This is a genomic window from Pseudomonas sp. COW5, assembly GCF_026240005.1.
GTDB lineage: Bacteria > Pseudomonadota > Gammaproteobacteria > Pseudomonadales > Pseudomonadaceae > Aquipseudomonas > Aquipseudomonas kribbensis.
In genome coordinates, this window is record NZ_JAPHVP010000001.1 from 2,315,630 (window position 1) to 2,330,694 (window position 15,065).

Here is a 15,065-nt window from a genome sequence, read left to right on the forward strand (position 1 = left end):
GACGGGTTGAAAATCATCATCCTCGGTGCAGGGCAGGTCGGCGGTTCGCTGGCTGAACATCTGGCCAGCGAAGCCAACGACATCACCGTGGTCGACACCGATGGCGACCGTCTGCGCGACCTTGGCGACCGTCTCGATATCCGCACCGTGCAGGGCCGTGGCTCGCTGCCGACCGTGCTGCGTCAGGCCGGTGCCGACGACGCCGACATGCTGGTGGCGGTGACCAACAGTGACGAAACCAACATGGTCGCCTGCCAGGTCGCTCACACCCTGTTCCACACCCCGACCAAGATCGCCCGGGTACGCGAAGCGTCGTACCTGACCCGCGAGGAGCAACTGTTCCAGAACGAAGCGATTCCGGTCGACGTGCTGATCAGCCCCGAGCAAGTGGTCACCAACTACATCAAGCGCCTGATCCAGCATCCCGGCGCCTTGCAGGTGATCGACTTCGCCGAAGGCCAGGCGCAACTGGTGGCGGTGCGCGCCTATTACGGCGGGCCGCTGGTGGGGCAGCAACTGCGCCAGTTGCGCGAACACATGCCGAATGTGGAAACCCGCGTCGCCGCCATTTTCCGCCGTGACCGTCCGATTCTTCCCCAGGGCGACACGGTGATCGAGGCCGATGACGAAGTCTTCTTCATCGCTGCCCGTGAGAACATTCGCGCCGTGATGAGCGAAATGCGCCGTCTCGACGAAACCTACAAACGCATCGTCATCGCCGGCGGCGGGCAGATCGGCGAACGCCTGGCCGAGGCCATCGAAAGCCGTTACCAGGTAAAGATCATCGAGATGAACCCGGCGCGCTGCCGATACCTCTCCGATACGCTCGACAGCACCGTGGTGCTGCAGGGCAGCGCGTCGGATCGCGACCTGCTGCTGGAAGAGAACATTGCCGACGCGGACATCTTCCTGGCGCTGACCAACGATGACGAAGCCAACATCATGTCGTCGCTGCTGGCCAAGCGCCTGGGCGCGAAGAAGGTGATGACGATCATCAACAACCCGGCCTACGTCGACCTGATCCAGGGCGGCGACATCGACATCGCCATCAGCCCGCAACTGGCGACCATCGGCACCTTGCTGGCCCACGTGCGCCGTGGCGATATCGTCAGCGTTCACTCGTTGCGCCGGGGTGCGGCGGAAGCCATCGAAGCCGTGGCCCATGGCGATTCGAAGTCGAGCAAGGTCATCGGCAAGGCCATCGAAAACATCGCTTTGCCGCCGGGTACCACCATCGGCGCGATCATCCGCGATGAAGAAGTGATCATCGCCCACGACGACACGGTGATCGCCGCCGGCGACCACGTGATCCTGTTCCTTGTGGATAAAAAGCATATTCGCGATGTGGAGAAGCTGTTCCACGTGGGCCTGAGTTTCTTCTGACCGACCAAGAGGCGAGACCAATGATCGAATCCCTGGAAAAAATGCTCGCCAAGGGTGTGGATAACTCATTGCTGCGCTTCGGCCTGGGCAAGGGTTATCTGGATCTGGGGGAGAACGCGAAGGCGGCCGAGCATTTCCAGCGTTGCGTCGGCTTCGATTCGAAGTACTCGGCAGCGTGGAAACTGTTGGGCAAGGCGCACCTGGCGCTGGGTGATCTGGCGGCTGCGCGGCAGGCGTGGGAGCAGGGGCTGGAAGCGGCCCGGACCCATGGCGACAAGCAGGCGGAGAAGGAAATGACGGTGTTTCTGAAGAAGCTGGACCGGCAGAAGCCGTAACGGCTGTGGATAACCCGTTTTGTCAGGTTATCCACAATTGCACATCGCCGATCAGTACCAGCGCGCCTCACCCGGCGGACGCTTCTTGAAGCGTTTCATGCTCCACATGTACTGGCTCGGATAAGCCGCCACATACCGCTCGACCACCTGACTCATCGCTGCGCAGGACGTTTCGGTGTCTGTGCTGTACATCGCTTCCGGCGCGGCCTCCAGAATCACCTTGTAGCCGGAACCGTCCGGCAGACGCAGGGCATGCAGGAACACCCCGACAGCCTTGCCACCGGCGAGCATGTTCGGCACGAACTTGCTGGTCAGGGCCTGAGTCGCGAAGAACGGCACGAAGATCCCGGCGGATTCAGCTGGCTCCGGGTCTGCGGGAATCCCCACCTGACCGCCCTTGCGCACTTCCTTGATGACACTGAGGATGCCTTCCTTGGTCGACGCCGCCACGCGGTTGCCCAATTGCACCCGCTGCTTGCGCAGCAGTTCATCCACAGCCTTGAGCTTCGGCGGACGATAGAAAATGATCGGTTTGCACTGGCTGCAATAGAAGTGGTTGAGCACTTCCCAGTTGCCCAGGTGGCTGGTGATGCCGACCACGCCTTTGCCCGACGCCAATGCATCCTTGAGGATGTCGAGGCCTTCGACTTCGCGCACCAGATCGATAGAACGCTGGGCTGGCCAGATCCAGGCGCAGGCGCTTTCGGTCAGGGACTTGCCGATGTCTTTCAGGCTCTGGCCCACCAGACGCTCACGTTCGGCCGGGTCCATCTGTGGAAAACATTTGGCGAGGTTGATCCGCACCACGTCGCGGGAACGGTTGGGGGTTTTCCACATGATCCAGCCGATCGCCGAACCCACGGCCTGCACGGCCCGCCACGGAAGCAGGGCAAACAGCCGCAGAGCGCCAACCAGCATGGCGCCTTTAAACTTTTCCACAGGTCACTCCTGATCTTGTGCTGTGCGCGAGGCGGCCATTCTAACCGGCGTTGACCAGCTGCGCGTAGCGGTCACAGTCCTGAGTGTGGTCCATGACCATGCCCGAGGCCTGCATCAGCGCGTAGCAGATGGTTGGGCCGACAAAGGTGAAACCGGCCTTTTTCAGGCCTTTGCTCATGGCCACGGCCTGCGGGGTGATGGCCGGGACTTCGCTGCGATCCTTGAAATGATTGATCACCGGCTGGTTATCCACAAACGACCAGAGGAAGGCCACCGGATCTTCCAGCGCCAGCCACGCCTGAGCGTTGCGACGGGCGGCATTGAGCTTGAGGCGGTTGCGGATGATCCCCGGATCGAGCATCAATTCATCGATTTCCGCGTCGCTCATCTGCGCCACGCGTTGTACGTCGAAGCCGTACAACACCTCGCGATATCGCTCGCGCTTGCGCAGCACGGTGATCCACGAAAGCCCGGCCTGGAACCCTTCGAGCAAAAGCAACTCGAACAATCCCTGCGCATCGCGTAGCGGCGTGCCCCACTCTTGATCATGGTAAGCCATGTACAGCGGATCTTCGTTGCACCAAAAGCAGCGTGGCATAAGGCTCCAGGGGGTGGAGGTGCGACTGAATCGGGTATACTCCCGCTCTTTAAATCGCAGCCCAAGAAACAGGTGAATTTCGTGAGCCAGCCTACGCCAGCCGTGCGTACCTTCCAAGACTTGATCCTCGCGCTCCAGCAATACTGGGCCGAGCAAGGTTGTGTGGTACTTCAGCCCTACGATATGGAAGTAGGCGCCGGCACTTTCCACACCGCGACATTCCTGCGTGCCATCGGCCCGGAAACCTGGAACGCCGCTTACGTACAGCCAAGCCGCCGTCCGACTGACGGCCGTTACGGCGAAAACCCGAACCGTCTGCAGCACTACTACCAGTTCCAGGTAGTCCTGAAGCCGAACCCGGACAACTTCCAGGAACTGTACCTGGGCTCCCTCAAGCATGTCGGCCTGGACCCGCTGGTCCACGACATCCGCTTCGTCGAAGACAACTGGGAATCGCCGACCCTCGGCGCCTGGGGTCTGGGCTGGGAAGTCTGGCTGAACGGCATGGAAGTGACCCAGTTCACTTACTTCCAGCAGGCGGGCGGCATCGAGTGCTACCCGGTGACCGGCGAGATCACCTATGGTCTCGAGCGTCTGGCCATGTACCTGCAGGGCGTGGACTCGGTCTACGACCTGGTCTGGGCTGACGGTCCGTTCGGCAAGGTGACCTACGGCGACGTGTTCCACCAGAACGAAGTGGAGCAGTCCACCTACAACTTCGAACACGCCAACGTCGACAAGCTGTTCGAACTGTTCGACTTCTATGAAAGCGAAGCCAAGCGCCTGATCGAACTCGACCAGCCGCTGCCGTTGCCAAGCTATGAAATGGTCCTGAAGGCCTCGCACACCTTCAACCTGCTGGATGCGCGCCGGGCGATCTCCGTGACTGCGCGTCAGCAATACATTCTGCGCGTTCGCACCCTGGCGCGTTCCGTCGCCCAAGCCTACCTGCTGGCCCGCGCCAAGCTGGGCTTCCCGATGGCAACCCCGGACCTGCGTGACGAAGTACTGGCCAAGCTGGAGGCTGCACAATGAGTGCTCAAGATTTTCTGGTTGAACTGGGCACCGAAGAACTGCCACCCAAAGCCCTGAACACCCTGGCCGAAGCGTTCCTCGCCGGTATCGACAAGGGCCTGCAGGCTGCCGGTCTGAACTACGAAACCAAAACCGTCTACGCCGCACCGCGTCGTCTGGCCGTGCTGATCACTGCGCTGGCCACCCAGCAGCCGGACCGCAGCATCAACCTCGACGGCCCGCCACGTCAGGCTGCGTTCGATGCCGAAGGCAATCCGACTCAAGCGGCACTGGGTTTTGCCAAGAAGTGCGGCGTCGAGCTGAGCGAAATCGACCAGAGCGGTCCGAAACTGCGCTACAGCCAGAACATCGCCGGCAAGCCGACCGCCAGCCTGCTGCCGACCATCGTCGAAGACTCGCTGAATGACCTGCCGATCCCGAAACGCATGCGTTGGGGTGCGCGCAAGGAAGAGTTCGTGCGTCCGACCCAGTGGCTGGTGATGCTGCTCGGCGACCAGGTCATCGACTGCACGATCCTCGCGCAGAAGGCTGGCCGTGAATCCCGTGGTCACCGTTTCCACCACCCGGAAAGCGTGCGCATCGGTTCGCCGTCGAGCTACCTGGCCGACCTGCGTGCCGCTTACGTACTGGCCGACGCCAACGAGCGTCGCGAGATCATCAGCAAGCGCACCGAAGAGCTGGCGACCCGCCAGGAAGGCACCGCGATCGTGCCGCCGGCGCTGCTCGACGAAGTGACCGCGCTGGTCGAGTGGCCGGTGCCGCTGGTGTGCTCGTTCGAGGAACGTTTCCTCGATGTGCCGCAGGAAGCGCTGATCACCACCATGCAGGACAACCAGAAGTACTTCTGCCTGCTGGATGCCGACGGCAAGTTGCTGCCGCGTTTCATTACCGTGGCCAACATCGAATCCAAAGACCCGCAGCAGATCATCGCCGGTAACGAGAAGGTGGTTCGCCCACGTCTGACCGACGCCGAGTTCTTCTTCAAGCAGGACAAGAAGCAGAAGCTCGAAGCCTTCAACGATCGTCTGCAGAACGTGGTGTTCCAGGAAAAACTCGGCAGCGTCTACGACAAGGCCGAACGCGTGTCGAAACTGGCGGCTTACATCGCCGCACGCATTGGCGGCAACGCTTCGTGGGCTGCCCGCGCAGGCCTGCTGTCCAAGTGCGACCTGGCCACCGAAATGGTCGGCGAGTTCCCGGAGATGCAAGGTGTCGCCGGCTACTACTACGCCCTCAATGACGGCGAGCCGGAAGACGTCGCTCTGGCCCTGAACGAGCAATACATGCCGCGCGGTGCCGGCGCTGAACTGCCGGCCACCCTGACCGGTGCGGCCGTGGCCATCGCCGACAAGCTCGACACCCTGGTCGGCATCTTCGGCATCGGCATGCTGCCGACCGGCAGCAAAGACCCGTATGCCCTGCGCCGTGCGGCATTGGGCGTGCTGCGGATCCTGATCGAGAAACAACTGGATCTGGACCTCAACGACGCCGTTGCTTTCGCCGTGAATTCCTTCGGCGCCAAGGTCAAGGCTGCCGGCCTGAACGACGCGGTGCTGGAATTCATCTTCGACCGTCTGCGTGCGCGTTATGAAGACGAAGGCGTGGATGTGGCCACCTACCTATCGGTTCGTGCCCTGAAGCCGGGTTCGGCGCTGGACTTCGACCAGCGTGTGCAGGCGGTTCAAGCCTTCCGCAAACTGCCGGAAGCGGCAGCGCTGGCGGCGGTGAACAAGCGTGTGTCGAACCTGCTGAGCAAAGTCGAAGGCTCCGTGCCGACCGACGTTCAGGCCAAGTACTTCGACAACGCCAACGAGTTCTCGCTGTACTCGGCGATCCAGCAGGCGGACCAGGCTGTACAGCCAATGGCCGCGGCACGTCAGTACAACGAATCGCTGGCACGCCTGGCCGCCCTGCGCGAGCCGGTGGATGCGTTCTTCGACGCGGTGATGGTCAATGCCGAAGATGCCAATGTGCGGGCCAACCGTTACGCGCTGCTGGCGCGTCTGCGTGGCCTGTTCCTGGGCGTTGCCGACATTTCGCTGCTGGGTTGAGGGATTGCTGTTGAAACTGCTGATTCTCGATCGGGACGGGGTGATCAATTACGACTCCGACGCTTACATCAAGTCGGTGGAGGAGTGGATTCCGCTGCCCGGCTCGATCGAAGCGATTGCGCAGTTGAGCAAGGCCGGCTGGACGGTGGCGGTCGCCACCAACCAGTCGGGCATTGCTCGCGGCTACTACGACCTCGCCACCCTCGATGCCATGCACGCGCGCCTGCGCGAACTGGTGGCGGAGCAGGGCGGTGAAGTCGGGCTGATCGTGTATTGCCCGCATGGGCCGGACGAGGGTTGCGACTGCCGCAAGCCGAAACCCGGCATGCTGAAAACCATCGCGCAGCATTACAACGTGGCGCTGACGAATGTCTGGTTCGTCGGCGACAGCCTTGGTGACCTGGAGGCCGCCAAAGCCGTCGATTCACAGCCCGTTTTGGTAAAGACCGGGAAAGGCGAAAAGACTCTGGGCAAGACCCTTCCGGTCGGCACCCTGATTTTTGACGATCTGGCGGCGATTGCCGCAGAACTTATCCACAACTAGAGTACTTCTGAAGTTCCTGACCAGGGATTGATCGGGAGTGCGCTTGAACAGTCGGGCATCGCCCGTAACGGTAAACGTCGCCATGTCGATACTGCAGGCCATCAGAATCTTCCTCTTTTACCTGCTGCTGGGCACCACCGCTCTGCTGTGGTGCAGCCTGAGCTTTTTTATCGCGCCCTTTCTGCCGTTCAAGGCGCGCTATCGCTTCATCAATGTGTACTGGTGCCGCTGCGCCTTGTGGTTGACCAAGGTGTTCCTCGGTATCCGTTACGAAGTCAAAGGCGCGGAAAACGTGCCTGACCGGCCCTGCGTGATTCAATCGAACCACCAGAGCACCTGGGAGACGTTCTTTCTCTCCGCTTATTTCTCGCCCTTGAGCCAGGTGCTCAAGCGCGAATTGCTGTACGTGCCGTTCTTCGGCTGGGCCATGGCCATGCTGCGGCCGATCGCGATTGATCGCGACAACCCGAAAGCCGCCCTCAAGCAGGTCGCGGCGAAAGGTGACGAGCTGCTCAAGGACAATGTCTGGGTGCTGATCTTCCCTGAAGGTACTCGCGTTCCCCACGGCACCATCGGCAAGTTCTCCCGCAGTGGCAGCGCATTGGCGGTGAATGCCGCGCTTCCGGTACTGCCGATTGCGCACAATGCCGGCAAGTTCTGGCCGAAAATCGGCTGGGGCAAAAAACAGGGTGTGATCACCGTGGTCATCGGTGAACCGATGTATGCCGAAGGATCAGGCCCTCGCGCCATCGCCGATCTGAACGACCGGGTACAGGCATGGAATGAGCAGGCCCAAAGGGAAATGGGTTCGTTGCCACCGGCACCACAAGCCCCGGCAGCCAGCGATCAAGTGACTGTCTGATTTTTGTGGATAACCTGTGTACGGTTTGTTGGCAATATTCCGAAAACATCAATTAACTTACTGATTTTTATATATATTTCTGAAGCTGATAAAACACCGTAAAAGGTGCATAAGTTTTTTTCGGAAGTAAGAAAACCGGCTGATATAGCCGGTTTTTTTATGCCTGCTCTTCGGTGATCAACGGCAGTTCAAGGCGGAATGTGGTGCCCTGATCGATTACGCTGATGCATTCGATCCGCCCACCATGGTGATCCACCACGGCTTTGACCATCGACAGCCCCAGCCCGACGCCATCGATGCCCTTGGCCGAAGAAAAACGCCGATATTGAGTGAACAGATCGGGTAGCTCTTCAGCCGCAATGCCTTTGCCCTGATCGGTCAGTTCGCAGTGCAGCCAGTCATCGTGGCAGCGAACGCGCAATCGGACCGTGGAGCCGACAGGACTGTACTTGATCGCGTTTTCCAGCAGATTGAACAGCGCCCGGGTCAGCAGGCCCTGATCTGCCAGCACCAGACGTTCCTGGGATTGTTCGTCCATATCGTTCAGCAGTTCGATACGCTTCTGTTGGGCAATGGGCAGAGCCTGATCCAGGACGTCCATTACCAGCATCGCAAACAGACTCGGCTGGAACTGATAGGCCTTGGATTCGGCCCGGGCCAGTAAAACGAAACCATCGGTCAGCTCCAGCGCCCGACGCACCTGGCGTTCGATCTGCTCGAACAGTGGTGAATCCGTCCCGGCCTGATGCCGGTGGACATCGAGCAGGGCAAGGATTGCCGAATGCGGGGCACGCAAGTCATGGGACAGAAAACGCAACAGCACGCCGCGCTGCTCTTCGGCGGCACGTTCGGCGCTCAGATCGGTAAGGCTCAGCAGCCAGCCAATCGGTGTGTCGCCGTCCACCGGCAACAAGGCTGCACGTTCCAGCCGCAAGCTGCGCTCCTTGTGGTCACGGAACTCCAAGAGAGGCAGGTCGGACAACAATGGACGCGACGCTGTGGATAAATCCGGATAGCCAAGACTCGCCAATCGATCGAGGACGTCATCACCGACCAGATCACTGCCGAACAAGTCACGCGCCTTGCGATTGCCCAACAGGATCTGACCTTTGGGGTCACTGATCAGGGTCGCAACCGGCAGATACTCCAGGCCATCGGCGATGAAGCGACGGGTGTCCCGCGTGCGGCTCATGGCCTGTTCAAGCGCCATGATCTGGCCTTGCAACCGGTCGCCACTGGCAAATTGTGTGCGGCGACGTTCGGGGAACACCTTCGGTTCATCGTCCAGCCGGGACAACTCCCAGCCGAAGTAGGTCAGCACGACACTCAGACGTCGCCAGTTCCAGATCAGATAACCGAACAGCATGCCCAGCACTGCCGGCGTCGGGGACCACCAACGCTGAATTTCCGCCAGACCGGCGCTGGTCAGCAGCACGCCGACCATGCCGATCAGCGTGAGCCAGAGCGCCAGACGAGGGCGCCACAGCAATAACCCCAGCACGATGGCCACCAGCACGGTAGACAGCACTGCGCCGCTGACCGGCGCCGGATCATGCAGATTGATCTGTGCACGCCAGGACAACAATGCAGTCAGCGGCAACAGCACTAGACTTATCCACACCCACTCGCGCACCAGTTGCCGAAAAAGGCGTTGAACCTGACTTTGCACACGGCTTTCGTGGCGGCGTCGGTTAATCATGGAAAACAGGGCAGAGCGGGTTGAATGGTTTCATGGGCGACAGGTCTGAGGACGTAGACCCGAAGAATCATAGCGGCTCACCCCACGGCGTGCCGCTTACTTTCACTGCTTTGGTCGAACCGCCGGTGTCGACCACCCATTACCCAAGCGACAAGGAATACCGCGTATGCGCGTTGCGATACTGGACGATGAACCCGCCGAACTGCGCCGGGTCGAGCAGACCCTGCAACAAATGGCCGAGGCCGGCGAACAGCCCTGGTCGCTGCACAGCTTCGAACGCGGAGAAGACCTGCTGCGGCAATTGCGCCGGGAAACCTTCGACCTGCTGATCCTCGACTGGCAGCTTCCCGATCTCACCGGCCTGGCGCTGCTGCGCTGGACTCGCGAGCACATGGAAGCCCCGCCTGCCGCCATCATGCTCACCAGTCGCGACGGCGAGAGCGATATCGTCCAGGCATTGAATGCAGGTGCCGACGACTATGTCAGCAAACCGTTCCGTCCCAACGAGTTAAAGGCTCGTGTCACCGCCGTATTGCGCCGGCACAGCCATCAGCGCCCGACGGTGGCCAATGTCCTGCGTTTCAATGATCTGGTTTTTGATGACGCCGAGTTGACCGTCACTCGCGAAGGAAAGCCAATCATGATGACCGAGCGCGAGTATCGCCTCGCGCATTGCCTGTTCAGCAACCTGGGCCGGCCGTTGTCGCGGGACTATCTATACGAAAGGTTCTGGCCCCATGAAGAGATGGCCTCGTCACGGCCACTGGATACCCATATCTATCGCCTGCGCAACAAGCTCGGGCTGACAGCGGATCGGGGTTGGCAGTTGCTGACGATTTATGGGTATGGGTATCGGTTGGAGAGGGTGGCGGCGGGCGAGTGAAGCGCAGGCAATAAAAAAGGCCAACGCTTGTGCGTTGGCCTTTTTGTTGGCGCCGACCGGGATCAGAAATCCAGGTTGGAAACCGCCAGAGCGTTGCTCTCGATGAAGTCACGGCGAGGTTCGACCGCATCACCCATCAGGGTGTTGAAGATCTGGTCTGCGCCGATGGCGTCTTCGATGGTGACTTTCAGCATGCGGCGTACGCTTGGGTCCATCGTGGTTTCCCACAGCTGATCCGGGTTCATTTCGCCCAGACCTTTGTATCGCTGGATGGTGTGGCGCTTGGTGCTTTCGGCCATCAGCCAGTCCAGGGCTTCCTTGAACTCGGTGACCGCTTTCTTGCGCTCGCCACGCTGGATGTACGCGCCTTCGTCGAGCAGGGTGCTCAGTTGAGCGCCGAGGGTGACGACGGTCTTGTAGTCGTTGCTGCCGAAGAAGTCGCGGTTGAAGGTGACGTAGTTCGACAGGCCGTGGGAGATCAGTTCGACCTCTGGCAGCCACACGCCACGTTCGCGGTCTTCACGCAGGCTGGCCTTGTAGACCAGGCCCGACTTCTCGACGGTGCGCAGACGGACTTCGTACTGGGCCAGCCAGTCTTGCATCTTCGCGTGGTCGCCGAGCATTTCCAGGCTGACGGCCGGCAGGTAGATGAAGTGCTCGGTCAGCTCCTGCGGGTACAGGCGCGACAGACGCTTGAGGGTCTTCATCACCATGCGGAAGTCATTCACCAGACGCTCCAGCGCTTCACCGGAAATGCCCGGGGCGTCTTCGTTCAGGTGCAGGCTCGCATCTTCCAGGGCCGACTGCGTCATGTACTCTTCCATGGCGTCGTCGTCTTTGATGTATTGCTCTTGCTTGCCTTTCTTGACCTTGTACAGCGGCGGCTGGGCGATGTAGATGTAGCCGCGCTCGATCAGCTCCGGCAACTGACGGAAGAAGAAGGTCAGCAGCAGGGTACGGATGTGCGAACCGTCGACGTCAGCATCGGTCATGATGATGATGTTGTGATAGCGCAACTTGTCGATGTTGTACTCTTCGCGACCGATACCGCAGCCCAGCGCGGTGATCAGGGTGCCCACTTCCTGGGACGAGATCATCTTGTCGAAACGGGCTTTCTCGACGTTGAGGATCTTGCCCTTCAGCGGCAGGATGGCCTGGGTCTTGCGGTTACGTCCCTGCTTCGCAGAGCCGCCCGCGGAGTCACCTTCCACGAGGTACAGTTCGGACAGCGCCGGGTCTTTTTCCTGGCAGTCAGCGAGCTTGCCCGGCAGGCCGGCGATGTCCAGCGCGCCTTTGCGGCGAGTCATCTCACGGGCCTTGCGCGCCGCTTCACGGGCACGGGCGGCGTCGATCATCTTGCCGACGACCAGCTTGGCTTCGTTCGGGTTTTCCAGCAGGAAGTCAGAGAAGTACTTGCCCATTTCCTGTTCGACCGCGGTCTTCACTTCGGAAGACACCAGCTTGTCTTTGGTCTGGGAGCTGAACTTCGGATCCGGCACCTTCACCGAAATGATCGCAGTCAGGCCTTCACGTGCATCGTCACCGGTGGTGGCGACTTTGTGCTTCTTCGCCAGACCTTCCTGCTCGATGTAGTTGTTCAGGTTACGCGTCAGTGCGGAACGGAAGCCCACCAGGTGGGTACCGCCATCGCGCTGCGGAATGTTGTTGGTGAAGCACAACAGGTTCTCGTTGAAGCTGTCGTTCCACTGCAGGGCGATTTCCACGCCGATGCCGTCTTCACGCTGGATGTTGAAGTGGAACACCTGGTTGACCGCAGTCTTGTTGGTGTTCAGGTATTCAACGAACGCACGCAGGCCGCCTTCGTATTTGAACAGTTCTTCCTTGCCGCTGCGCTCATCCTTGAGGACGATGCCGACACCGGAGTTGAGGAAGGACAGCTCACGAATACGCTTGGCCAGGATGTCCCAGCTGAAGTGAATGTTCTTGAAGGTTTCCTTGGAAGCCTTGAAGTGAATCTGGGTGCCGGTGGTTTCGCTGTCGCCAACGATCGCCATCGGTGCCTGAGGTACGCCGTGGACGTAGGTCTGTTCCCAGATCTTGCCGCTGCGGCGAACAGTCAGGACCAGCTCTTCGGACAGAGCGTTCACAACCGAAACACCTACACCGTGCAGACCGCCGGATACCTTGTAGGAGTTGTCGTCGAACTTACCGCCGGCGTGGAGGACGGTCATGATGACCTCAGCGGCGGAAACGCCTTCCTCTTTGTGCACGTCTACCGGGATGCCACGGCCGTTGTCTTTGACAGTGATGGACTCATCCGGGTGGATGATGATGCTGATGTCGTCGCAATGGCCGGCGAGGGCTTCGTCGATCGAGTTGTCGACCACCTCGAACACCATGTGGTGCAGACCGCTGCCATCGTCGGTGTCACCAATGTACATACCGGGACGTTTGCGCACGGCATCCAGGCCTTTCAGCACTTTAATGCTCGATGAGTCGTACGTATTTTCTTCGCTCAATGCCTTCACTCCCGATGGTCGTGGGTCTGGGTGATACGGCCCTGTTCCACGTGGAACAGAGCGACTGGCGTTTCCGTCTGCCAGCCTTCCCTCAATAATTCGTGATCTACACAGGTGATAAAGACCTGGCAGCGTAAGTCTTCCAGCAAGCGGCACAGCGCGCGACGGTGGCTCTCGTCCAGCTCGGACGGCAAATCGTCCACCAGATAAATACACTGACCGCGCCGGGCCTGGCTCACCAGATGCCCCTGAGCAATCCGCAACGCACAGACCACCAGTTTCTGCTGACCCCGGGACAAGATGTCCGCGGCATTATGAGCGCCCAATCTAAGACGCAAGTCAGCGCGCTGCGGTCCGGCCTGGGTATGCCCCATCTGCTGGTCCCGTTGCAGGGATCCGGCAAGCACAGCACTCAATTCCCGATCCTTGTCCCAGCCTCGGTAATAGCTGAGCGTCAAACCTTCGAGCTCAACCAGTTCGCTCAAGGTTTGCTCAAAGACTGGTTTCAAGGCTTTGATGTAAGCGCGGCGGTATTCATCGATTTCAGCGCTGGCCTGGCACAGTTCCCTGTCCCAAACCGCTTGCGAAACGGCGTCAAGTGTACCATGCCGCAGCCAGGAGTTTCTCTGGCGCAAGGCCTTCTGCAAACGCTGCCAGGTGACCATGAACCGCGGTTCGACGTGGAACACGCCCCAGTCCAGGAACTGTCGGCGGATCTTCGGCGCACCTTCCAGCAGACGGAAGCTGTCGGGGTTGATCAACTGCAGCGGCAGAATCTCCGCCAGTTGCGCGGCGCTGCGGGCATTCTGACCGTCGATGCGAATCTGGAATTCGCCCTGACGGTCGCGAGATATCCCCAATGCACTGTGACCGCCCTCGGCGAGCTCGACCTGACCGAAAACGGTACAGGCAAGTTGCTCATACTGGATGACCGGCAACAGCCGGGTGCTACGAAACGAACGGGCAAGCCCCAGCAGATGAATGGCTTCCAGAACACTGGTTTTGCCGCTGCCGTTGGCGCCGTAAAGAATGTTGATTCGGGGGGAGGGGGAGAAGGTCACCGGGTGCAGATTGCGCACCGCGGTGACCGAGACGCGACTTAGCGACATCCAGAGTCAGCTGATTACAGACGCATCGGCATGACAACGTAAGCCGAATCGTCGTTGTCGGACTCTTGCACCAGCGCACTGCTGTTGGAGTCGGACAGGATCAGACGAACCTGCTCGGTGGTCATCACGCCCAGTACGTCGAGCAGATAGCTGACGTTGAAGCCGATTTCCAGGGAGCCGCCGTTGTATTCCACGCCTACTTCTTCTTCCGCTTCTTCCTGCTCCGGGTTGTTCGCCTGGATTTTCAGCTGACCGCTGGCCAGTTGCAGACGAATGCCGCGGTACTTCTCGTTGGACAGAATCGCAGTACGGCTGAACGCTTCGCGCAGCGCCTGGCGGTCGCCCAATACCAGCTTGTCGCCGCCCTTCGGCAGAACGCGCTCGTAGTCAGGGAACTTGCCGTCGACCAGCTTCGAAGTGAAGGTGAATTCGCCGGTGGTCGCACGGATGTGGTGTTGACCCAGGACGATGCTGACGTTGCCGTCCGGCTCGGTGAGCAGACGAGCCAACTCAAGAATACCTTTGCGCGGCACGATCACCTGGTGACGATCCTGCTGACCGATGTCGGCCTGCATCGAGCACATCGCCAGACGGTGACCGTCGGTAGCCACGGCACGAATCACACCTGTGGACACTTCCAACAACATGCCATTGAGGTAGTAACGCACGTCCTGCTGGGCCATGGCGAAACTGGTGCGCTCGATCAGGCGACGCAGCTTGCTCTGATCCAGGCTGGTAGTCAGCGAGCCAGGGCCTTCTTCCACCGTCGGGAAGTCATTGGCCGGCAGGGTCGACAGGGTGAAGCGGCTACGGCCGGCCTTCACTACCAGCTTCTGCTCGTCGACCTTGATGTCGATCAGCGCATCGTTCGGCAAGCTCTTGCAGATATCCATCAGCTTGCGCGCGGGCACGGTGATGGAACCTGTTTCAGCCGGCTCTTCGAGTTGCACGCGACCGACCAGCTCGACTTCCAGGTCGGTACCGGTCAGCGACAGTTGCTGGCCATCGACGACCAGCAGCACGTTGGAGAGTACCGGCAAGGTCTGTCGGCGCTCGACGACGCCTGCGACCAGTTGCAGGGGTTTCAACAGGGCTTCGCGTTGAATGGTGAAATGCATGGTCTAGTCCCTTGCCTTAATAAGCTGCG

The 15,065-nt window shown here is 60.2% G+C and carries 13 protein-coding genes; 7 read left to right on the forward strand and 6 right to left on the reverse strand.

What is annotated here, in order from left to right; all coding sequences use genetic code 11:
• Positions 1–6 precede the first annotated feature (6 nt).
• Both trkA and OQ248_RS10470 read left to right on the forward strand, forming a co-directional pair.
• Entirely contained in the window at positions 7–1,383 is a 1,377-nt protein-coding gene (gene trkA / locus OQ248_RS10465; RefSeq protein ID WP_085713086.1) for a Trk system potassium transporter TrkA, read from the forward strand.
• Between the two features lie 20 nt (positions 1,384–1,403).
• Positions 1,404–1,718 (forward strand): tetratricopeptide repeat protein, encoded by a 315-nt coding sequence (locus OQ248_RS10470; protein WP_265812793.1) that lies wholly within the window; start codon positions 1,404–1,406, stop codon positions 1,716–1,718.
• A 51-nt stretch (positions 1,719–1,769) separates the two neighbouring features.
• Here OQ248_RS10470 and OQ248_RS10475 read toward each other — a convergent pair whose 3' ends face one another.
• On the reverse strand, positions 1,770–2,657 hold the full coding sequence (locus tag OQ248_RS10475; RefSeq protein ID WP_085713088.1) for a lysophospholipid acyltransferase: 888 nt from the start codon (positions 2,655–2,657) through the stop codon (positions 1,770–1,772).
• Between the two features lie 40 nt (positions 2,658–2,697).
• The gene (gene tag / locus OQ248_RS10480) at positions 2,698–3,255 is read right to left on the reverse strand and encodes a DNA-3-methyladenine glycosylase I (RefSeq protein WP_265812794.1); all 558 of its coding nucleotides are present in this window, start codon (positions 3,253–3,255) and stop codon (positions 2,698–2,700) included.
• Between the two features lie 81 nt (positions 3,256–3,336).
• On the opposite strand from tag, the gene glyQ reads away from it, so the two are divergent.
• From glyQ to OQ248_RS10500, 4 genes are all read left to right on the forward strand, one after another.
• A complete protein-coding gene (glyQ, locus tag OQ248_RS10485; protein WP_003187265.1) occupies positions 3,337–4,290 on the forward strand; it encodes a glycine--tRNA ligase subunit alpha in 954 nt (317 codons plus the stop codon).
• On the forward strand, positions 4,287–6,341 hold the full coding sequence (glyS, locus tag OQ248_RS10490) for a glycine--tRNA ligase subunit beta (RefSeq protein WP_114880852.1): 2,055 nt from the start codon (positions 4,287–4,289) through the stop codon (positions 6,339–6,341). The genes glyQ and glyS overlap by 4 nt, the downstream gene beginning before the upstream one ends.
• Positions 6,342–6,345: 4 nt before the next feature.
• Positions 6,346–6,885 carry a D-glycero-beta-D-manno-heptose 1,7-bisphosphate 7-phosphatase gene (gmhB, locus tag OQ248_RS10495; protein ID WP_178083500.1) on the forward strand — a complete coding sequence of 180 codons (540 nt, stop codon included), beginning with the start codon at positions 6,346–6,348 and terminating at the stop codon, positions 6,883–6,885.
• Positions 6,886–6,967: 82 nt separating this feature from the next.
• Positions 6,968–7,747, forward strand: a complete 780-nt coding sequence (locus tag OQ248_RS10500) for a lysophospholipid acyltransferase family protein (RefSeq protein ID WP_085713092.1) — start codon at positions 6,968–6,970, stop codon at positions 7,745–7,747.
• A gap of 157 nt (positions 7,748–7,904) precedes the next feature.
• Here the strand turns inward: OQ248_RS10500 and OQ248_RS10505 are convergent, their stop codons facing one another.
• Complete coding sequence (locus OQ248_RS10505) at positions 7,905–9,446, reverse strand: ATP-binding protein (RefSeq protein ID WP_265812795.1); 1,542 nt, start codon at positions 9,444–9,446, stop codon at positions 7,905–7,907.
• Positions 9,447–9,612: 166 nt separating this feature from the next.
• Here OQ248_RS10505 and OQ248_RS10510 point away from each other — a divergent pair, with 166 nt between their 5' ends.
• Positions 9,613–10,329, forward strand: coding sequence for a response regulator transcription factor (locus tag OQ248_RS10510; RefSeq protein ID WP_265812796.1), 717 nt, complete (start codon positions 9,613–9,615; stop codon positions 10,327–10,329).
• A gap of 62 nt (positions 10,330–10,391) precedes the next feature.
• On the opposite strand, the gene gyrB is transcribed toward OQ248_RS10510, so the two are convergent.
• From gyrB to dnaN, 3 genes are read right to left on the reverse strand one after another with little or no spacing between them, the layout of a single operon-like run.
• A complete protein-coding gene (gene gyrB / locus OQ248_RS10515; RefSeq protein ID WP_085686140.1) occupies positions 10,392–12,809 on the reverse strand; it encodes a DNA topoisomerase (ATP-hydrolyzing) subunit B in 2,418 nt (805 codons plus the stop codon).
• A gap of 5 nt (positions 12,810–12,814) precedes the next feature.
• Positions 12,815–13,918 carry a DNA replication/repair protein RecF gene (recF, locus tag OQ248_RS10520; protein WP_265812797.1) on the reverse strand — a complete coding sequence of 368 codons (1,104 nt, stop codon included), beginning with the start codon at positions 13,916–13,918 and terminating at the stop codon, positions 12,815–12,817.
• A gap of 14 nt (positions 13,919–13,932) precedes the next feature.
• Positions 13,933–15,036, reverse strand: coding sequence for a DNA polymerase III subunit beta (gene dnaN, locus OQ248_RS10525; RefSeq protein ID WP_085733897.1), 1,104 nt, complete (start codon positions 15,034–15,036; stop codon positions 13,933–13,935).
• Positions 15,037–15,065: the final 29 nt, after the last annotated feature.